We start from the raw sequence: 16,986 nt of genomic DNA, 5'->3' as shown, positions 1-16,986 counted from the left end.
GGCCGGGGCGGAGCGGGCGGCCCGCTCCGCCGCGCGCCTCGATCTCGTGCGGGTTCTCCTCGCCAACGACGTCTCGGCCGAGGCCGCCGGCGTGCTGGCCCTGGCCACCCGGGAAGACCCGGCGCTGGCGGCGGAGCGGCCGGTGCGGCTCTTCTCGGCCATCGCGGCCCTGCGCATGGGCCAGGACGCGCGGGCTGCGGCCTTCCTCGCACCCGACGGCAAGCAGGCGCAGGATCCGGAATTGCGGCTCTGGCGCGGCCTCGTCGACGCGCGCGGCCGGCGCAGCGCCGCGGCCCTCGCCGCCTTCAAGGCCGGCCTGCCGGTGATCGAGGCCTATCCGGACGACCTGCAGCTGCCGCTCTATCTCGCGGCCGCCGAGGCGGCGCTCGACGCCAAGGACCCGGGCTTCGCCCAGCGGGCGCTCACCGCGGTGGCGCCCCTCGCCGAGACCCCGTTCGCCCGCGACCGGCTGGCCTTCCTCAAGGCGCGCTTCGCCGAGGCGATCGGCCAGGACGGCGAGGCCCGCCGCGCCTACGAGCAGCTCGCCGAGACCGGCGCGGCGCCGGTCGCCGCCGAGGCGACCCTGCGGGTCGTCGACCTCGGGCGGGCCACCGGCACGATGACGCCGGAGGCGGCGATCGACCGCCTCGAGCGCCTGATCCTGACCTGGCACGGCGACGCGGAGGCCGAGGCCCTCGCCCGGCTCGGCCGCCTCTATGCCGGGGCGGGCCGCTGGCGCGACGCCTTCGCGACCGCCCGCAAGGCCAACCGCCTCTATCCCGACCACCCCGCGACGCGCGGCCTGCACGACGACACGGTGGCGTTGTTCTCCGCCCTGTTCCTGTCGGACCGGGGCGCCAGCCTCGGGCGGATCGAGGCCCTGGCGCTGTTCTACGACTTCAAGGAGTTCACGCCGCTCGGCCGCCAGGGCGACGAGATCGTGCGGCGCCTGGCCGACCGCCTCGTCGCGCTCGACCTCCTCGACGCCGCCGGCGACCTCCTGCAGCACCAGGTCGACACCCGCCTCACCGGCGCGGCGCGGGCGAGCGTGGCGGCGCGGCTGGCGACCGTGCGGCTGATGGAGGGCGAGCCGCTGAAGGCCCTCAAGGTCCTGCAGAACACCCGCCTGCCCGAACTGCCGGGGCAGATCCGCGACGCGCGCCTGCTGCTCGAGGCCCGCGCCCTCTCCGACCTGACGCGCACCGACCTCGCCCTCGAACTCCTCGACGGCAACGACAGCCCCGAGGCGGCGCATCTGCGCGGCGACATCCTGTGGGGGGCGCGGCGCTGGCGCGAGGCCGGGGAGGCGCACGAGGCGTTGCTCGGGATGCGCTGGCGCGATCCCGGCCCGCTCTCGGACGCCGAGCGCGCCGACGTGATGCGGGCGGCGATCGGCTACGCGCTGGCCGAGGACACGCTGAGCCTCGACCGCCTGCGCACGAAGTACACCCAGAAGATGGCCGACAGCCCGGACGCCCGCACCTTCGGCCTCGTCGCCGCGCCGAACGCCTCCGGCACCGTGGCCTTCCGCAGCATCGTGCGCCAGGCCACCAGCGCCGAGACGCTGACCGAGTTCCTGCGCGCCTACCGCGCCCGCTACCCCGAGAGCGCCGCGCCCGAGCGGCCGAGGCCGGGCCCGGACGGCGCCCCGGCCGCGGGTGCGAGCCCGGCCCCCGGCGGTCCGTCGCCCGAGGCCCGCGGCAGCGGCGGGCCGTCGCCGGGCTGACGGCGCGCGGCCGGCGGTCACGCCGCCTTCTCCGAGGTCCCGGCTGCCGCAGGCGGACCCTACAGGGAGCGGCGCAAGGCCGCCACGCAGCGTTCGACGTCGCCCTCGTCGGCCCAGACATGCGGGCTGAGACGTAGCGCCCCGGATCGCTCGCTCGCGTAGACGCCGTCTCGCCGCAGGCGATCCACCAGGCCGGAGGGCAGACCGCCCGGCGCGCGGAGCCCGACGATGTTCGGCGAGCGCAGGTGCGCCGCCGCCGCGGAGAGCCCGAGCCCGGCGGTGGCCTCGGCCAAGCGATCGGTGAGGCGGCGCAGCCGGTCCGCCACCGCCGACACGTCCCAGGACAGGACCAGTTCCAGCCCGGCCGCCGCCATCGGCAGCAGGACCGGATCGTTCAATTCGCCCCGGTCGTAGCGCCTGGCGCCTGAAGCGGGCGGGCGGTTGCCGGTATTCTCCTCGATCGGTGCGCCGTCCTGCCGGTGCGGAGCGGCATACAGGAAGGCGAGCGCGTAGGGACCGAGCGTCCACTTGTAGGTCGGGAAGGCCAGGAAGTCGGGGCGCCAGCGGCCCACATCCACCGGCAGAGCCCCCGCCGCCTGGGTCGCATCGATCACCAGCGCGGCCCCTGCGGCGTGGACGGCCGGCGCGAGCCGGTCGAGGTCGATCAGCCCGCCATCGGTCCAATGCGACGGGGTCAGGGTCGCGATCGCCAGGGGCGGTGCCCCGGGGCGTCCGACGGCCGCCAGCAGGGCCGCCGTCCAGTCGCCGCCTTCGGGACGGGGAACCTCCTCGACGATCAGGCCCCTTGCCATCGCGAGCCGGTCGAAGGCGTAGCACAACGACGGGAACTCGTCCGCGACGCGCAGCACGCGCCCGCCCGGCGCGACGGCCAGGTTCGCCGCGACGGTGGCCATCGCGTGACTCACGGACCCCACGATCGCCACGTCGTCCGGAGCCGCGCCGATGAGCCGGGCCGCCGCCGCCCGCGCCCGCTCGGCCTGGGCCGGGACCGCCTCGCGCGGATGCGCCCATGGCCGGCTCTTCACCAGCAAGCCCGCTTCCCCGGCTTCGCGGACGGACCGGGGCAGCGGTGACCACGCCGCCGCGTCGAGATAGCTGACGTCGCCCGGAACCTCGAACAGGTGCCTCTGGCACGGCAGGGAAGGGGCTGTGGCGTCCATGCTGGGGCACCTGCGTTCGGTCACCCGGACCTGCAGGCGGGCTGCACGGGGGCCTCACCGAGCGAGAGTGGAAGATCGGGGCTCCGCCCGCCCTATCATGACGGGAGCCGGAGCAGGAGGCCCGGCGGACGGACGGTGCCGGCCGATCCGTCGCGCCGTCGCGTCAGACCTCGCCCTCGCCCGCCGGGGCGGGCCGGCGCCGCGGCTCCTCGCCGGTCGTGCTGGTGCCCGGATCGAGGGCGTCCGCCTTCCGCGCGGCGTCGTGGTCGGCCGGCGTCACCCCGGCCTTGGCGGCCGCCTCGTCCTCGTCGCGACGGGTCAGGTGCGGTCGAGCGGTGAGCAGGTCGTCGCTGCGCGGCATGTCCGTCTCCTCAGGTTGGCGCAGCCCAACGCGGGGCGCCCCCGACCGGTTCGACGCGGAGCGGCCACGCTGGCGATCGAGAGGTTGGTTCGGCCTGGGAGCCTGTTCGAGAGCCTGTTCGATTGAAACGACAGAATTGAAGCGCTCCATCGTCATCCCGGAGCCGCGCAGCGGAGCCCGGGATCCATGAACGCCGACGATTCCGAATGGGGCGGAGCGCTGGTCGCTTGATCCTGGACCGTCAGCGATGATGGATCCCGGTTTCTCGACTTCGTCGAGCCTCGGGACGACGTGGAGACGTGTCGGTACCTGTACCAGATGAGTGGCGGGACGAATCAAGCAGACTCTGAGCGGGCCGCCTCAGTCCCCATCCTCCCGGTCGTCCCGGAGTCGCGCACCGGAAGCCGGGAAGATAAGTCGGTGCATGCGCCAGATCGGCTGGCCGGCTGCCCAGGCTTACTTTGAAGATTGGATCGGGTCGGTCCCGCCTCGGGGACGGCATCAACACCATCGAAGGGTGTTGGTGCCCAGGAGAGGACTCGAACCTCCACGGCTTGCACCACTGGTACCTGAAACCAGCGCGTCTACCAATTCCGCCACCTGGGCCCGAAAGCGCCGCCTTGGCGGCGCCCCGGTGACAGTCGTTTAGAGCCCGGCCGCGGCGGCGTCAACGGGCTTGAGCGGTGCCGGCGCAGGATCGGCGCGAAAGGCTCGCGCAGTCCGGCCCGGGAGGGCCGGGCCCGCCCGGGGGCCATCGGCGGAAATCCGCCGATCCCGCGATGCGATCGGCGCCTTTCCGCCCACAGGCCGACGCGGCGACGAGGTAAGTCGCTGACATCAAAAGGTTTTATAAAATCTTCACGCTGGCATCGCGCTTGCCATCGCCTCCCCGCTGCACTTCGGCGCCGTCCGCAAGAGGCCGACAGGCTCGGGACGGACCGGACATCCATCACGCCCGCTGCGACGCGGGACGGTTCGCATTCAGGGAGAACGTCCATGACCATGGCTGCACAGGCGGCGACCGGGGTGACCCCGGCGCAGGCCGAGACCTCGGACCGCCAGAAGATCAAGGCCATCGTCGCCGCCTCGTCGGGCAACCTCGTCGAGTGGTACGACTTCTACGCCTACGCCTTCACGTCGATCTACTTCGCCTCCTCGTTCTTCCCGAGCAGCAGTCCGACCGGCCAGCTGCTCGCCACCGCCGGCATCTTCGCGGTCGGCTTCTTCATGCGGCCGCTCGGCGGCTGGATCTTCGGCCGCATCGCCGACCGGCGCGGCCGCAAGTCCTCGATGGTGTTCTCGGTGCTGCTGATGTGCGCCGGCTCGCTGATGATCGGCATCCTGCCGACCTACGAGACGATCGGCGTGCTGGCCCCCGTGCTGCTCCTCGTCGCCCGCCTCGCGCAGGGCCTCTCGGTCGGCGGCGAGTACGGTACGGCGGCGACCTACATGAGCGAGATCGCCGGCAAGGGCCGGCGCGGCTTCCTGTCGTCGTTCCAGTACGTCACCCTGATCGGCGGCCAGCTGCTGGCGGTGCTGGTGGTGTTCGCGCTCCAGCACATCCTCACCGGCGACGAGATGCGCGCCTGGGGCTGGCGCATCCCGTTCCTGCTCGGCGCCGCCGCCGCCATCGTGGCGATGATGCTGCGCGGTTCGCTGAAAGAGTCCGCCTCGCACGAGACCATGAAGAGCAAGGAGGCCGGCTCGGTCCGCGCCCTGATGCAGCACAAGCGGGCGCTCTTGATCACGCTCGCCTTCACCATGGGCGGCTCGCTCTACTTCTACACCATGACCACCTACATGCAGAAGTTCCTGGTCAACACGGTGAAGCTCGACCTGAAGACGGTCTCGACCGTGATGACCCTGGCGCTCGTGGTGTTCATGCTGCTGCAGCCGGTCTTCGGTGCCCTGTCGGACAAGATCGGGCGGCGCAACAACATGATCCTGTTCAGCGGGCTCGCCATGCTCGGGGCGGTGCCGCTGCTCTCGACCCTGTCGCTGGTGACGAGCCCGTGGGCCGCTTTCGGGCTGATCCTGACGGGTCTGGTGATCGCGACCTTCTACACCTCGATCAGCGGCGTGGTGAAGGCCGAGCTGTTTCCGGCCGAGGTCCGGGCGCTCGGCGTCGGACTGCCCTACGCCATCGCCAACGCGATCTTCGGCGGCACGGCGGAATACGTGGCGCTCTCGTTCAAGACCTGGGGCAACGAGGGCCTGTTCTTCTGGTACGTCGCCGCCATGGCCGCGGTGGCCTTCGCCGCCTCGCTGTGGATGCCCGACACCCGCAAATACGGCTACCTCGACGGCAACGGCCGGATGAGCAGCTGAACACCCGCGCGTTCGGGACCCGGGACCGCCCGCAGGCTTTCGCTTGCGGGCGGTCCCCGTTTCGAGGCACGCCGGGGCGTCACGATCCGCATTTCCCCGCAGAGGCGCCCGGCATGAGCCAAGCCCGTCCCGCCGACCTCCCGGCCGCCGCGCCGCGGCGCGCGCGCCTCGTTGCCATCGGGGAGCGGCGTTGGGTCTGGGCGGTCGCGATCCTGGCGCTCACCCTCGCGGCCTTCCTCCTCGCCCTCAGGGCCGGCCACGACCAGGTGCGGATGGCCGCGCGCCAGCGCCTCGTCATCGCCGAGGCGGTCCTGCGCGCGGCGGTCGACCGCTACCGCTACCTGCCGGCCGTGCTCGCCCTCGACATGCAGGTCCAGGGCCTCCTCGCCGATCCGGGTGCGCGCGACGCCGCCGCCGCCGTCAACGCCAAGTTCGAGGCCATCGCCCGGGCCTCCGGGATCGCCGCGATCTACCTCATGGACGCCAAGGGGCTGACGCTCAGCGCGAGCAACTGGAACCAGCCGCTCAGCTTCGTCGGCACCTCCTACGCTTACCGGCCCTACTTCCTCGACGCCCTGGCGACCGGCGCCTCGCGCTATTTCGGCATCGGCACCACCACGCAGCAGCCGGGCCTGTTCATCGGCCAGGCGGTCGACGCCCGAGGCGGCGGAGTCGCGGGCGTCGTGGTGGTCAAGGTCGACCTGGAGGGACTGGAGGGCGAGTGGCGGCGTGCGGGCGAGCAGATCCTGGTCTCGGACGCGGCCGGCATCGTCTTCCTGGCGAGCGAGCCCGGCTGGAAGTACCGCCCGTTCCGGCCCCTGGCGGTGCCTGAGACCGACCGCATCCGCGCGGCCCGGCAATACGGCGACAGCGACCTGCGGCCCCTGCTGGCGGATGGCCCGCCCGATCCCGGCGGGACGATCAGGCTCCCCTCCGCCGGCGAAGCCGGGAGCGGCATCGTCGAGCCCGTTGCGATGCCGGATCTCGGCTGGACGCTCTGGTACGTCGCGCCGACCGGGGCCGCGTTGCGCCAGGCCGTGCTGGTGGCGGCCGCCACGGGCGTCGCCGGCCTGGCCCTCGCCTTCGCGCTCGCCGCGGCGAGCCAGAAGCGGCAGCGCCTGCGGGCCGAGCAAACCATGCGGCTCGCCCTCGAGCGGCGGGTGGCGGAGCGCACCCACGACCTCAGCGACGCCAATGCGCGCCTGCGGGCCGAGATGGCCGAGCGGGAGCGCACCACCGCGGCCTTGCGGGCGACCCAGGACGAGCTGATCCATGCCGGCCGGCTCGCGGCGCTCGGCCAGATCTCCACGGCGATCAACCACGAGATCAACCAGCCCCTCGCGGCCCTGCGCACCTTCCTGGCCAGCACCGCCTTGTTCCTGGAGCGCGGCGATCAGGCGACGGTGCGCCGCAACCTCCAGCGCATGACCGAGGTCACGCAGCGCATCGCCGAGATCATCCGGCACCTCAAGGACTTCGCCCGCAAGACCGGCCCCGAGCACCGCGAGCCGGTCCGCCTCGCTGCCGCGGCGGAGGCCGCCCTCGACCTGCTGCGGGTCCGGCTGCGGGCGGAGGACGTGACGGTCGATTGCCGGATCCCGCCCGACGCCGTGGTGCGGGCCGAGCCGGTGCGCCTGGAGCAGGTGCTCCTGAACCTGATGGTCAACGCCCTCGACGCGATGCGCGACGCCCCCGAGCGCCGGCTCGGCCTCTCCGCCACACGCGAGACCTCCGGCGGACGATCTCCGTCCTGGCGGCTCGACGTGGCGGATAGCGGGAGCGGGATCCCGCCGGAGCATCTGGGACAGATCTTCGATCCCTTCTTCACCACCAAACCCGCCGGGGAGGGGCTGGGGCTCGGCCTGTCGCTGTCCTCGCTCATCGTGCGCGACCTCGGGGGCAGCCTCACGGCCGGGAACGGTGCGTGCGGCGCCGTGCTGACCCTCGTCCTGCCGGCAGCGGAGGCCTGACATGGCGTCACGGGTAGAGCGCGTGCTGTTCGTCGACGACGAGGAGACGGTGCGCGAGGCGCTGGAGCAATGGCTGACGCTCGCCGGCTACGCCGTCTCGACCTTCGAGGCGCCGGAGGCCGCGCTCGCCGAGATCGACGCGGGCTTTCCCGGCATCCTCGTCACCGACCTGCGCATGCCGCGGATGGGCGGCCTCACCGTGCTGGAACGGGCGCTGGAGCGGGATCCGGACCTGCCGGTCCTCCTCGTCACCGGCCACGGCGACGTGCCGCAGGCGGTGGAGGCGATGCGGCGCGGCGCCTACGACTTCATCGAAAAACCCTTCGCGCCCGAGCGCATGACCGACGCGATCGGCCGCGCCTGCGAGAAGCGCCACCTCACCCTGCGCCTGCGCCGGCTCCACGCGAGCAAGGACGCCCACGCCATCGAGACCCGCCTGATCGGCACCTCCCGGGCGATGGAGACCCTGCGGCGCGAGGTGCTGGACCTCGCCGCGACGCCGGTCAACGTGGTCATCAACGGCGAGACCGGCTCCGGCAAGGAGCTGGTGGCGCAGTGCCTGCACGCCTTCTCGACCCGGCGCGACGGCCGCTTCGTGCCGGTCAATTGCGGCGCCATCCCCGACACGATGATGGAGAGCGAGCTGTTCGGCTACGAGGCCGGCGCCTTCACGGGGGCGCTCAAGCGTCGGATCGGCAAGCTCGAATACGCCCATCGCGGCACGCTGTTCCTCGACGAGATCGAGGCGATGCCGCTCTCCGGCCAGGTGAAGCTGCTGCGGGTGCTGCAGGAGCGCCGGGTGGAGCGGCTCGGCGCCAACGACTCGGTGGCCGCCGACCTGCGCACGCTCTGCGCCAGCAAGGTCGACCTGCGCGAAGAGGCCGAGGCCGGGCGCTTCCGCCCCGACCTCTATTATCGCCTCGACGTGGCGAGCCTGCGCATTCCGCCGCTGCGCGAGCGGCGCGAGGACATCCCGCTGCTGTTCGAGCACTTTGCGGCGAAAGCCGCCGAGGAGCATGGCCGGGCGATGCGGCCCTTGAGCGCCCGCCACGTCCAGGATCTCGTCGAGCAAGCCTGGCCCGGCAACGTGCGCGAGTTGCGCAACGCCGCCGAGCGCTACGCCTTCGGCCTCGACCGCCTCGGCGCCGCCCCGGAACCCGGCGAGGCGGGGATGCAGCCGCTCGCCGCCCGGGTCGAGGCCTATGAGCGGGGCCTGATCCAGCAGGCGTTGCAGCAGGCGCAAGGCAACATCGCCGAGGCGATGCGCCTCCTCGACCTGCCCCGGCGCACCCTCAATGAGAAGATGCAGCGCTACGGCCTGAGCCGTGGGGATTTCGTGGGGTAGGTGCGGGGCGGGCTCGGGTGCGACGGATCGGCGGGGGAGTTCTCGGCGATCCAGTTCATGGCAATGGGTCACGATGCCGACGCTCGATCCCTTGAAGGTCAGACTTGGACAACGCGATCGAGCCCGATCCGCGCCAAGAACGATGGATCGTGGCTGACGACAAGGAGCGCGCTGTCGATGCCGCGCAGGGCGTCCTCCAGCAATTCGAGGGACTCGACATCGAGATGGTTGGTTGGTTCGTCCAGAATGACGAGCCAGGGTGGGGTGGAGCGGGACAGGGTCGCTGCCAGCCCCGCCCGCAGACGCTCGCCGCCGGACAGCGTGCCGACGACCCGGTCCGCATCCTGGCTGCGGAAGGCGAAGCGTGCGCAGATCGCGTGGGCCGCCTCGTCGCTCGCATCCGGGTTCAGACGGCGGATGTTGTCGAGGATGCTGCGGTTACGATCCAGCACGGCGACGTGCTGATCGAGCATGACGATGCGCCCCTCGATGCGGCGCACCGTGCCGGCGACAGGGGCAAGCCAACCCGCTGCGATGCGCAGGAGGGTCGTCTTCCCGGCCCCGTTCGCGCCCTGGAGCGCGATCCGCTCCGGCCCGACGATCTGCAGGGTCCACGGGCCGAGGCATCGGTCGCCGGCCGCGGCCAGAACGCCGTCCATGGCAAGGATCATCGCGCCGGACGGCACGCCGCTCGGCGGCAGCCTGATCGTCAGGGGGGTCAGGACCTCCACGCGCGAACGGGCCGCGTCCGCCTCGGCCAGGGCCGCGCTCGCCCGCCGGTCGTGGATTCCTTGAGCGCGCCCGCCGCTGGTCTGCGCGCGCTCGGCTCGGGCATCCAGAAGGATCTTCGGTTCGGACCCCTTGGCGGCGAAGGCGCGTCCCGCTCTATCGCGCCTCTCCTTGGCCTCGCGCTGCGCTTGCGCGGCCTGGCGCGCGGCGCGAACGCCCGCTTCGGCGCGCTCGAGCTCGGCGTTGGCGCGCCGTCGATCGTCGTCACGCGCGGCGGCGAAGGCCGACCAGCCGCCGCCGAAGCTGCGCACCCCGATCGTCGTCAGTTCGAGGATGCGGTCCACGTCTTCCAAAAGGTCCCGGTCATGGCTCGCGACGAGGACGCCCCCGCGCCAATCCCGCACCAGGGCTCGCACGGCGGTGCGGCCGGCGGCGTCGAGATTGTTCGTCGGTTCGTCGAGAAGCAGAAGGTCCGGCGCCTCGACGATGAGGCGCGCGATCCCGACACGCGTCCGCTCGCCGCCGGACAGGGTCTGGAGGCGACGGTCCAGCGGACAATCGGGAAGACCCACCTGCGCGAGCGCCGCGCCGACCCGGGTCTCCAGGGTCCAGTCGGCGGCATCGAAATCATCGGCGGTGCCGTGACCGGCCAGAACGCGGCCGATCGCCGCCATCGCGCCCGCAACGCCGAGTGCTTCGGCCAGATTCCATTCCTGCGGCATGTCCTGCCGGAGAGTGCCGATCGTTCCGGTTCGCCGAACGACGCCGGATGACGCTTCGGCCAGACCGACGATGATGCGCAGGAGAGTGGATTTGCCCGAACCGTTGCGGCCGACGAGCCCGACGCGTTCCGTCCCGATCGTGAAGGTCAGGTCTTGGAAAAGCGAGCGGTCAGGCGTCCGGGCAGAGATGGAATTGAGTGTGAGGAAGGCGGACATGGTCAACCGTGACAGGTGTCGAGACAAGGCGGATCGCGTTGCTCATCCTGTTGTTCACGGCTGCACTCCTCTTCATTTCGACATCGACGGTATCACCGGAAAATCCGTCGCACAACCGAAGGTCAGGTTTCCGAAGCGTTCGATGGGTCAACGAAAGGATTTTCACCCTCCGTGTCACCTCGGGGCCGCGCAGCGGATCCCGGGATCCGTAACCGCTGATGATGCAGGGCAAAGCTTGCCGCGTTCCGCCTCATTCTGAACGGTCGCGCTTATGAATTCCTGGCTCTCGTCTTCGACGCCCCCCGAGATGACGGGAGAGATGTCAGCATGTGCGAGATCTCAACTACCGCACTCGATCCTGCATTCTTTGAACCTGCAAGTGATCGATCGCCTATCGCGATCACACCGGATGAGAGCGCATCGTCATCGCGGTCGGCCTCAACACCATCGAGGGGTGTTGGTGCCCAGGAGAGGACTCGAACCTCCACGGCTTGCACCACTGGTACCTGAAACCAGCGCGTCTACCAATTCCGCCACCTGGGCCCGTAGCGCTGCTGGGCAGCGCTGCGGTGAAGTTCGTTTAGTCGGCGGCGGAGCCGGCGTCAACGCCGAACTCCGCCGCCTCGTCAGAAGGACGTCAGGCGCGAGGTCTTAGATTCCTGCCGGCCACTCGCGGATGTCGACGAAGTGGCCCGCGATGGCCGCGGCCGCCGCCATCGCCGGGGAGACGAGGTGCGTGCGGCCCTTGTGGCCCTGGCGGCCCTCGAAGTTGCGGTTCGAGGTCGAGGCGCAGCGCTCGTGGGGCTTCAGGCGGTCGGCATTCATGCCGAGGCACATCGAGCAGCCCGGCTCGCGCCAGTCGAAGCCGGCCTCGATCAGGATCCGGGCCAGGCCCTCCTCTTCCGCCTGCTGCTTCACGAGGCCCGAGCCCGGCACCACCATGCCCGACACGTTCGGGTGGATCTTGCGCCCCTCGACCATGCGGGCGACGATCCGCAGGTCCTCGATCCGGCCGTTGGTGCAGGAGCCGATGAACACCTTGTCGAGGGCGATGTCGGTGATCCTGGTCCCCGGCGTCAGGCCCATATAGGACAGGGCCTTCTCCTTGGAGGAGCGCAGGTTCTCGTCCTCGATCGCGGCCGGATCCGGCACCCGGCCCTGGACCGAGATCACGTCCTCAGGGCTCGTGCCCCAGGTCACGATCGGGGGGAGGTTCGCGGCATCGAGCCGGATCTCGCGGTCGAAATGGGCCCCTTCATCCGAGACGAGGTTGCGCCAATAGGCGACGGCGCGCTCGTAAGCCTCGCCCTTCGGCGCCTTCGGCCGGTCCTTGATGTAGGCGAAGGTGGTCTCGTCGGGGGCGACCATGCCGGCCCGGGCACCGCCCTCGATCGACATGTTGCAGATCGTCATCCGGCCTTCCATCGAGAGGGAGCGGATCGCCTCGCCGGCATATTCCAGCACGTGGCCGGTGCCGCCGGCGGTGCCGATCTCGCCGATGATCGCCAGGATGATGTCCTTGGCGGTGACGCCGGCGGGCAGGCGCCCGTCGACGACGGCGCGCATGTTCTTCGCCTTCTTCTGGATCAGCGTCTGGGTGGCGAGCACGTGCTCGACCTCCGACGTGCCGATGCCGTGGGCGAGCGCCCCGAAGGCGCCGTGGGTCGAGGTGTGGGAATCGCCGCAGACGATCGTCTGGCCCGGCAGGGTGAAGCCCTGCTCCGGCCCGATGATGTGGACGATGCCCTGCCGCTTATCGAGAGCGTCGTAATACTCGATGCCGAACTCGCGGACGTTGTCGGCCAGCGTGTCGATCTGCGTGCGGCTCTCGGGATCCTCGATGCCGAAGCTGCGGTCCGAGGTCTGGACGTTGTGGTCGACGACCGCCAGCGTCTTCTCCGGGTGACGCACCCGGCGCCCGGCGAGACGAAGCCCCTCGAAGGCCTGGGGAGAGGTGACCTCGTGCACGAGGTGACGGTCGATGTAGAGGAGGCAGGTGCCGTCCGGCTGACGATCGACGACGTGGTCGTCCCAGATCTTGTCGTAGAGGGTGCGAGGGGCAGTCATCGGAATTGTTGCCTTGTCACGAAGACCTGACGGTAAGGCCGGGCGCGCGGCGTTCGGGCCCGGGACCCGTCATGTAACCGTCTCATGCGCCGAGGGGTAGACCCCACGGCGCCGCAAGGGGATGCACCCGCCGCACGAGTAAGGGCCGCTCCGTGTTGCAGGTGTCGCGCCCCGGGTGCGGCGGCCCGGGGCGCGACGACTGCTACTCCTTCACCGCCCCGGTCATCGCCGAGACGTAGTGCTCGACGAAGAACGAGTAGAGGATCACCAGCGGCAGCGAGCCGACGAGGGCGCCCGCCATCAGCGAGCCCCAGCGATAGATGTCGCCGTCGACGAACTCGCTCACCACCGCCACCGGCACGGTCTTGTTCTGGGTCGAGGACAGGAAGGTGAGGGCGTAGATGAACTCGTTCCAGCACAGGGTCAGCGAGAAGATGCCGGCCGAGATCAGCCCCGGCACCGCCAGCGGGAGGATGATCTTGAGCAGGATCTGCCAGCGGCTCGCCCCGTCGATGAGTGCGCACTCTTCGAGCTCGTAGGGGATCGTCTTGAAGTATCCCATCAGGAGCCAGGTCGAGAACGGGATCAGGATGGTCGGGTAGACCAGCACCAGGGCGAAGGGCGAATCGTAGAGCCCGTAGGCCTGGATGATGGTGGCGAGCGGGATGAACAGGATCGAGGGCGGCACCAGGTAGGCGAGGAAGATCGCCGCGCCGACCGCCACCGCGCCCCGGTAGCGGATGCGCACGATCGCGTAGGCCGCGAGCACGCTGGCGAACAGCGACAGCACGGTCGCCGCCACCGAGATCATCATCGTGTTCCAGAGCCACAGGGGGTAGTGGGTCTGGAACAGCAGTTTCGAGATGTGCTTGAGCGTCGGCGAGACCACCCAGAACGGGTTGTAGGTCTCCATGTCGATGAGCTGGTCGTCCGGTTTGATGGCGGTCAGCGCCATCCAGTAGAACGGGAAGAGCAGCACCACCAGGATGACGAAGAGCGGCAGGTAGACCGTGACGACGCGCTTCGGCAGCGTGTCGAGATAGGCCATGCCTTCGCTGTTGTCGGGGGTGTCGGCGGTCGTGGTCGCGGCCATGATTTATGTTTCCTTCTCAGCCGGTCTGCCACTTGCGGTTCTGGAGGCCGAACCACGAGATCGCGATGGCGAGGATCAGGAACGGCACCATCGCGGTGGCGATGGCCGCGCCCTCGCCGAGGTTCCCCGACAGGATGCCGCGCTGGTAGGACAGGGTCGCCATCAGGTGGGTGGCGTTGACGGGACCGCCGCGGGTCATCGCCCAGATCAGCTGGAAGTCGGTGAAGGTGAACAGCACCGAGAAGGTCATCACCACGGCGATGATCGGGGTGAGCAGCGGCAGGGTGATGTGGCGGAAGTTCTGCCACGGCGTCGCGCCGTCGATCGTCGCCGCCTCGTAGAGCGAGGGCGACACGGTCTGGAGGCCGGCGAGCAGCGTGATGGCGATGAACGGCACGCCGCGCCAGATATTGGCGAAGGTCACGCAGATCCGCGCCATCGTCGGGTCGCCGAGGAAGTCGATGTTGCGGTCGAGCAGGCCGAGATGGCGCAGCGACCACGAGATGATCGAGAACTGGCTGTCGAAGATCCACCAGAAGGCCAAAGCCGAGAGCACCGTCGGCACGACGAACGGGATCAGCACGATCGAGCGGATCAGGGCCTTGAACGGCAGCCGCTTGTTGAGGAGCAGCGCCAGGTAGAGGCCGATGGCGAACTTCGCCACCGAGGCGAAGCCGGTATAGACCAGCGTGTTGAACACCGAGAGCCAGAAGACGCTGTCGTCCCACAGCCACTCGTAGTTCTCGAGCCCGACGAAGCTGCCGCCGCGCCCGATCCGGGTGTCGGTGAGCGAGAGCCAGATGCCCTTGCCCAGCGGGTAGGCCAGGAACAGCAGCAGGATCGCGGCTGCCGGCAGCATGAACCAGAAGCCCAGCCAGCCGCGGCTCGTCCGCAACCGGCTCCAGGCCGAGCCGGTCGTGGGCGCCGCCGCGGCGGGGCGGGCGAGGGCGATATCGGCCACGGGGAGCCTCCTCCGGGTGTCTTTTTTGGTTCGGGGCCGCCTCGGGGAGGATGAGGGCAGCACAATCGCGCTGCCACACCCATCCGTCACCGCGTGAGGCGCTGGACTCTCCTCTCCCCGCGGGCGGGGAGAGGGCTTCATCGACGACGAGGTCGATGAAGTGAGCTGCAAACCGCAGGTTCGCCGCGAGGGTGAGGGGGTGTCCCCGGAGGAGCCTCATCCGGCATCTCCCCCTCACCCTCGGGTCGATCCCTACGGAATCGATGCGCCGCCTCGCTGTTGACCCGACAAGGGGTCAACAGCCCTCTCCCCGCCCGCGGGGAGAGGAGGGATGCGCATGGATCGCCCGGAGCCGTCAGGCCGACCGGAAGATCCGCTGCGCCTGCCGCTCCGCCGTCCGGATCGCGCTCTTCAGGTCCTCGCGGCCGGTGCAGTAGGAGGCGAACATGTCGACGACGACGAAGTCGGCGAGCACGGCGGCCACCTTCTCGCTCACCGGGGCGAGGCCGCCGGCGGCCAGCGTGCGGGTCGAGGCCTCGCCGAACACCTTGTTCTTTGGGTCGGCGGTCCAGATCGGGTTGTTGGCGTAGGCCTTGAGCGGGTGGCAGAGGTAGCCCTGCGACGCTTCGAGCCACGCATTGTAGTTCTGGGCTTCCAGCGCGAAGGCCATGAAGGCCTTACAGGCGTTCGGCGCCTTGGTGTAGGTATAGGCCAGGATCGGGAAGGCGAGCTGGAACTCGGTCGGCTTGCCGGACTTGCCGACCGGATAGGCGGCGTGGTCCATGTCCGCCGCGATGTCCTTCTTCTCGTTCTTGGCCGCGGCGTAGATCGAGATGCCGTTATTGGTCAGGTACAGGTCGCCCGACAGGAACGCCTTGTTGTTCGACGAATCGTTCCACGACACCGTGCCGGGCACGAAGGTCTCGTAGAGCGCCTTGACGTATTCGAGCGCCTTGGCGGTCTCCGGCGAGTTGATGATGATCTTCTCGTTGGCGTCGACCAGATAGGCGTCGTGCGACCAGAGGGCCCAGTGGATCCACGAATTGGCGTCGCCGGTGGCGTGGCCCAGCGCGAAGCCGGCCGGCGTGTTGTTCTTCTTCATCGCCTTGCACAGTTCCAGGAAGCCGGCATGGTCTTCCGGGAATTTTTGGAAGCCGGCCTTGTTCATGGCCGAGATGCGGTAGTTGAGGTAGCCGCCGTTGAACGCCATCGGGATGGCGATCCACTTGCCCTTGACCTTGCCGTAGGCCTCGGCCGCGGGCAGCCAGCCGCCGTACTTCTTGCCGAGGTAATCCGCGACGTCGCCGACCTCGATGCATTTCGACGGAAAGAGGGCCGGGAAGGAGTAGAGGCCCCAGACCATGTCCGGGCCCTGGCCGGTATTGGCCGCCACCGACGCCTTGGGCTGGATGTCGTCGAAGGATTCGCTCGTCACGCTCACCGGCACGCCGGTGGCCTTGGTGAAGGCGTCGACGAGGCGCATGAAGGCCTCGTCCTCGGAGGGGATGAAGCGCTTCCAGCGCAGCAGCTTGAGCGAAGCGCCTGCTTCAGGCTTCCACTGGTTCTCCTGCGCCCAGGCGCGGGCGAAGCCCTCCAGGCCCGCCGCGGAGGCGAGGCCGAGGGCGGCACCTCCCTTGAGGATCTGGCGACGATCGAAGGCTGACATCGTGGCGTCTCTCCCGGGATGATTTTGGTTGTTTGCTGAGCGGTTCCCGATGGCGGGATGGCGTCCCGCCACCGGGCGACAGTCGCGATTCAGTTCAGCCGGCGGCCGCTCTCGGCGTCGAACAGGTGGACGAGGCCGGGGTCGGCGGTGATGTTGATCCGCTCGCCCGGGCCGGCGCCGATACGGTCGCGGAACACGCAGGCGATGTCGCGGGCGACCTCCGTGGACACGTCCTTCGTCCCGCCGCCCGGCGGGCGCACCAGCACCATGGTCTCGGAGCCGGTCGGCTCCACCACGGCCACTTCCACCGGCACGCCGTTCTCCGCCAGGCGGACATGCTCCGGCCGCAGGCCGTAGACCGCCGGCATGCCGTCGGCGGGGCGCGCCCCGCGGGTCGGCAGCGGCAGGGTCAGGCCGCCCTCGGTGCGGAACGTGTCGCCCGCGATCTTGCCCTTCAGGAAGTTCATCGCCGGCGAGCCGATGAAGCCGGCGACGAACATGTTGTCGGGCCGGTCGTAGAGCTCGAGCGGGGCGCCGACCTGCTCGACCACGCCGTCATGCATCACCACGATCTTGTCGGCCATGGTCATGGCCTCGATCTGGTCGTGGGTGACGTAGACC

11 protein-coding genes, 2 tRNA genes and 1 pseudogene are annotated in these 16,986 nt (G+C 70.1%); 4 read left to right on the top strand and 10 right to left on the bottom strand.

Translation table 11 applies throughout. The annotated features are described in order from the left end of the window. Positions 1-1,726: pseudogene (locus tag VQ03_RS34005) on the top strand (hypothetical protein); the annotation flags it as partial. Between the two features lie 59 nt (positions 1,727-1,785). Here the strand turns inward: VQ03_RS34005 and VQ03_RS26810 are convergent. The 3 genes from VQ03_RS26810 to VQ03_RS26800 form a co-directional block, all read right to left on the bottom strand. Then, the gene (locus VQ03_RS26810; RefSeq protein WP_048453975.1) at positions 1,786-2,907 is read right to left on the bottom strand and encodes an aminotransferase class V-fold PLP-dependent enzyme; all 1,122 of its coding nucleotides are present in this window, start codon (positions 2,905-2,907) and stop codon (positions 1,786-1,788) included. Positions 2,908-3,070: 163 nt separating this feature from the next. Further along, entirely contained in the window at positions 3,071-3,268 is a 198-nt protein-coding gene (locus VQ03_RS26805) for a hypothetical protein (protein WP_048453974.1), read from the bottom strand. 521 nt (positions 3,269-3,789) lie between these two features. Continuing rightward, positions 3,790-3,874 (bottom strand) — tRNA-Leu (locus VQ03_RS26800). A 396-nt stretch (positions 3,875-4,270) separates the two neighbouring features. Between VQ03_RS26800 and VQ03_RS26795 the strand changes: the two genes are divergently transcribed. The 3 genes from VQ03_RS26795 to VQ03_RS26785 all read left to right on the top strand — a co-directional run bounded on the left by VQ03_RS26795 (position 4,271) and on the right by VQ03_RS26785 (position 8,911). Further along, a complete protein-coding gene (locus tag VQ03_RS26795; protein ID WP_245292204.1) occupies positions 4,271-5,596 on the top strand; it encodes an MFS family transporter in 1,326 nt (441 codons plus the stop codon). Between the two features lie 113 nt (positions 5,597-5,709). Beyond that, positions 5,710-7,566: a sensor histidine kinase gene (locus tag VQ03_RS26790; protein ID WP_048453972.1), complete on the top strand. Its 1,857-nt coding sequence runs from the start codon at positions 5,710-5,712 to the stop codon at positions 7,564-7,566. 1 nt (position 7,567) lies between these two features. Then, complete coding sequence (locus tag VQ03_RS26785; protein ID WP_048453971.1) at positions 7,568-8,911, top strand: sigma-54-dependent transcriptional regulator; 1,344 nt, start codon at positions 7,568-7,570, stop codon at positions 8,909-8,911. Positions 8,912-9,009: 98 nt separating this feature from the next. Here VQ03_RS26785 and VQ03_RS26780 read toward each other — a convergent pair whose 3' ends face one another. From VQ03_RS26780 to VQ03_RS26750, 7 genes are all read right to left on the bottom strand, one after another. Next, on the bottom strand, positions 9,010-10,578 hold the full coding sequence (locus VQ03_RS26780) for an ABC-F family ATP-binding cassette domain-containing protein (protein WP_048453970.1): 1,569 nt from the start codon (positions 10,576-10,578) through the stop codon (positions 9,010-9,012). Positions 10,579-11,036: 458 nt separating this feature from the next. Beyond that, a tRNA-Leu gene (locus VQ03_RS26775) sits at positions 11,037-11,121 on the bottom strand. Positions 11,122-11,229: 108 nt separating this feature from the next. Continuing rightward, on the bottom strand, positions 11,230-12,645 hold the full coding sequence (gene leuC, locus VQ03_RS26770) for a 3-isopropylmalate dehydratase large subunit (RefSeq protein ID WP_048453969.1): 1,416 nt from the start codon (positions 12,643-12,645) through the stop codon (positions 11,230-11,232). A 202-nt stretch (positions 12,646-12,847) separates the two neighbouring features. Further along, a complete protein-coding gene (locus VQ03_RS26765; RefSeq protein WP_048453968.1) occupies positions 12,848-13,738 on the bottom strand; it encodes a carbohydrate ABC transporter permease in 891 nt (296 codons plus the stop codon). Positions 13,739-13,754: 16 nt separating this feature from the next. Beyond that, positions 13,755-14,699, bottom strand: coding sequence for a carbohydrate ABC transporter permease (locus VQ03_RS26760; protein WP_048453967.1), 945 nt, complete (start codon positions 14,697-14,699; stop codon positions 13,755-13,757). A gap of 355 nt (positions 14,700-15,054) precedes the next feature. After that, on the bottom strand, positions 15,055-16,365 hold the full coding sequence (locus tag VQ03_RS26755; RefSeq protein ID WP_048453966.1) for an ABC transporter substrate-binding protein: 1,311 nt from the start codon (positions 16,363-16,365) through the stop codon (positions 15,055-15,057). A gap of 89 nt (positions 16,366-16,454) precedes the next feature. Continuing rightward, a partial coding sequence (locus tag VQ03_RS26750; protein ID WP_048453965.1) for a TOBE domain-containing protein occupies positions 16,455-16,986 on the bottom strand: 532 nt, incomplete at its 5' end.

It is taken from the genome of Methylobacterium tarhaniae (assembly GCF_001043955.1).
GTDB classification, from domain to species: Bacteria; Pseudomonadota; Alphaproteobacteria; order Rhizobiales; family Beijerinckiaceae; genus Methylobacterium; species Methylobacterium tarhaniae.
Note: the sequence above shows the minus strand (reverse complement) of the source record. Positions and strands in the feature narration are given on the sequence as shown.

What these genes read in the sequence shown, in the direction of transcription:
- VQ03_RS26810 (WP_048453975.1), bottom strand. Translation starts at nt 2,907, where the DNA reads ATGGACGCCACAGCCCCTTCCCTGCCGTGCCAGAGGCACCTGTTCGAG.
- VQ03_RS26805 (WP_048453974.1), bottom strand. Translation starts at nt 3,268, where the DNA reads ATGCCGCGCAGCGACGACCTGCTCACCGCTCGACCGCACCTGACCCGT.
- VQ03_RS26795 (WP_245292204.1), top strand. Translation starts at nt 4,271, where the DNA reads ATGGCTGCACAGGCGGCGACCGGGGTGACCCCGGCGCAGGCCGAGACC.
- VQ03_RS26790 (WP_048453972.1), top strand. Translation starts at nt 5,710, where the DNA reads ATGAGCCAAGCCCGTCCCGCCGACCTCCCGGCCGCCGCGCCGCGGCGC.
- VQ03_RS26785 (WP_048453971.1), top strand. Translation starts at nt 7,568, where the DNA reads ATGGCGTCACGGGTAGAGCGCGTGCTGTTCGTCGACGACGAGGAGACG.
- VQ03_RS26780 (WP_048453970.1), bottom strand. Translation starts at nt 10,578, where the DNA reads ATGTCCGCCTTCCTCACACTCAATTCCATCTCTGCCCGGACGCCTGAC.
- leuC (WP_048453969.1), bottom strand. Translation starts at nt 12,645, where the DNA reads ATGACTGCCCCTCGCACCCTCTACGACAAGATCTGGGACGACCACGTC.
- VQ03_RS26765 (WP_048453968.1), bottom strand. Translation starts at nt 13,738, where the DNA reads ATGGCCGCGACCACGACCGCCGACACCCCCGACAACAGCGAAGGCATG.
- VQ03_RS26755 (WP_048453966.1), bottom strand. Translation starts at nt 16,365, where the DNA reads ATGTCAGCCTTCGATCGTCGCCAGATCCTCAAGGGAGGTGCCGCCCTC.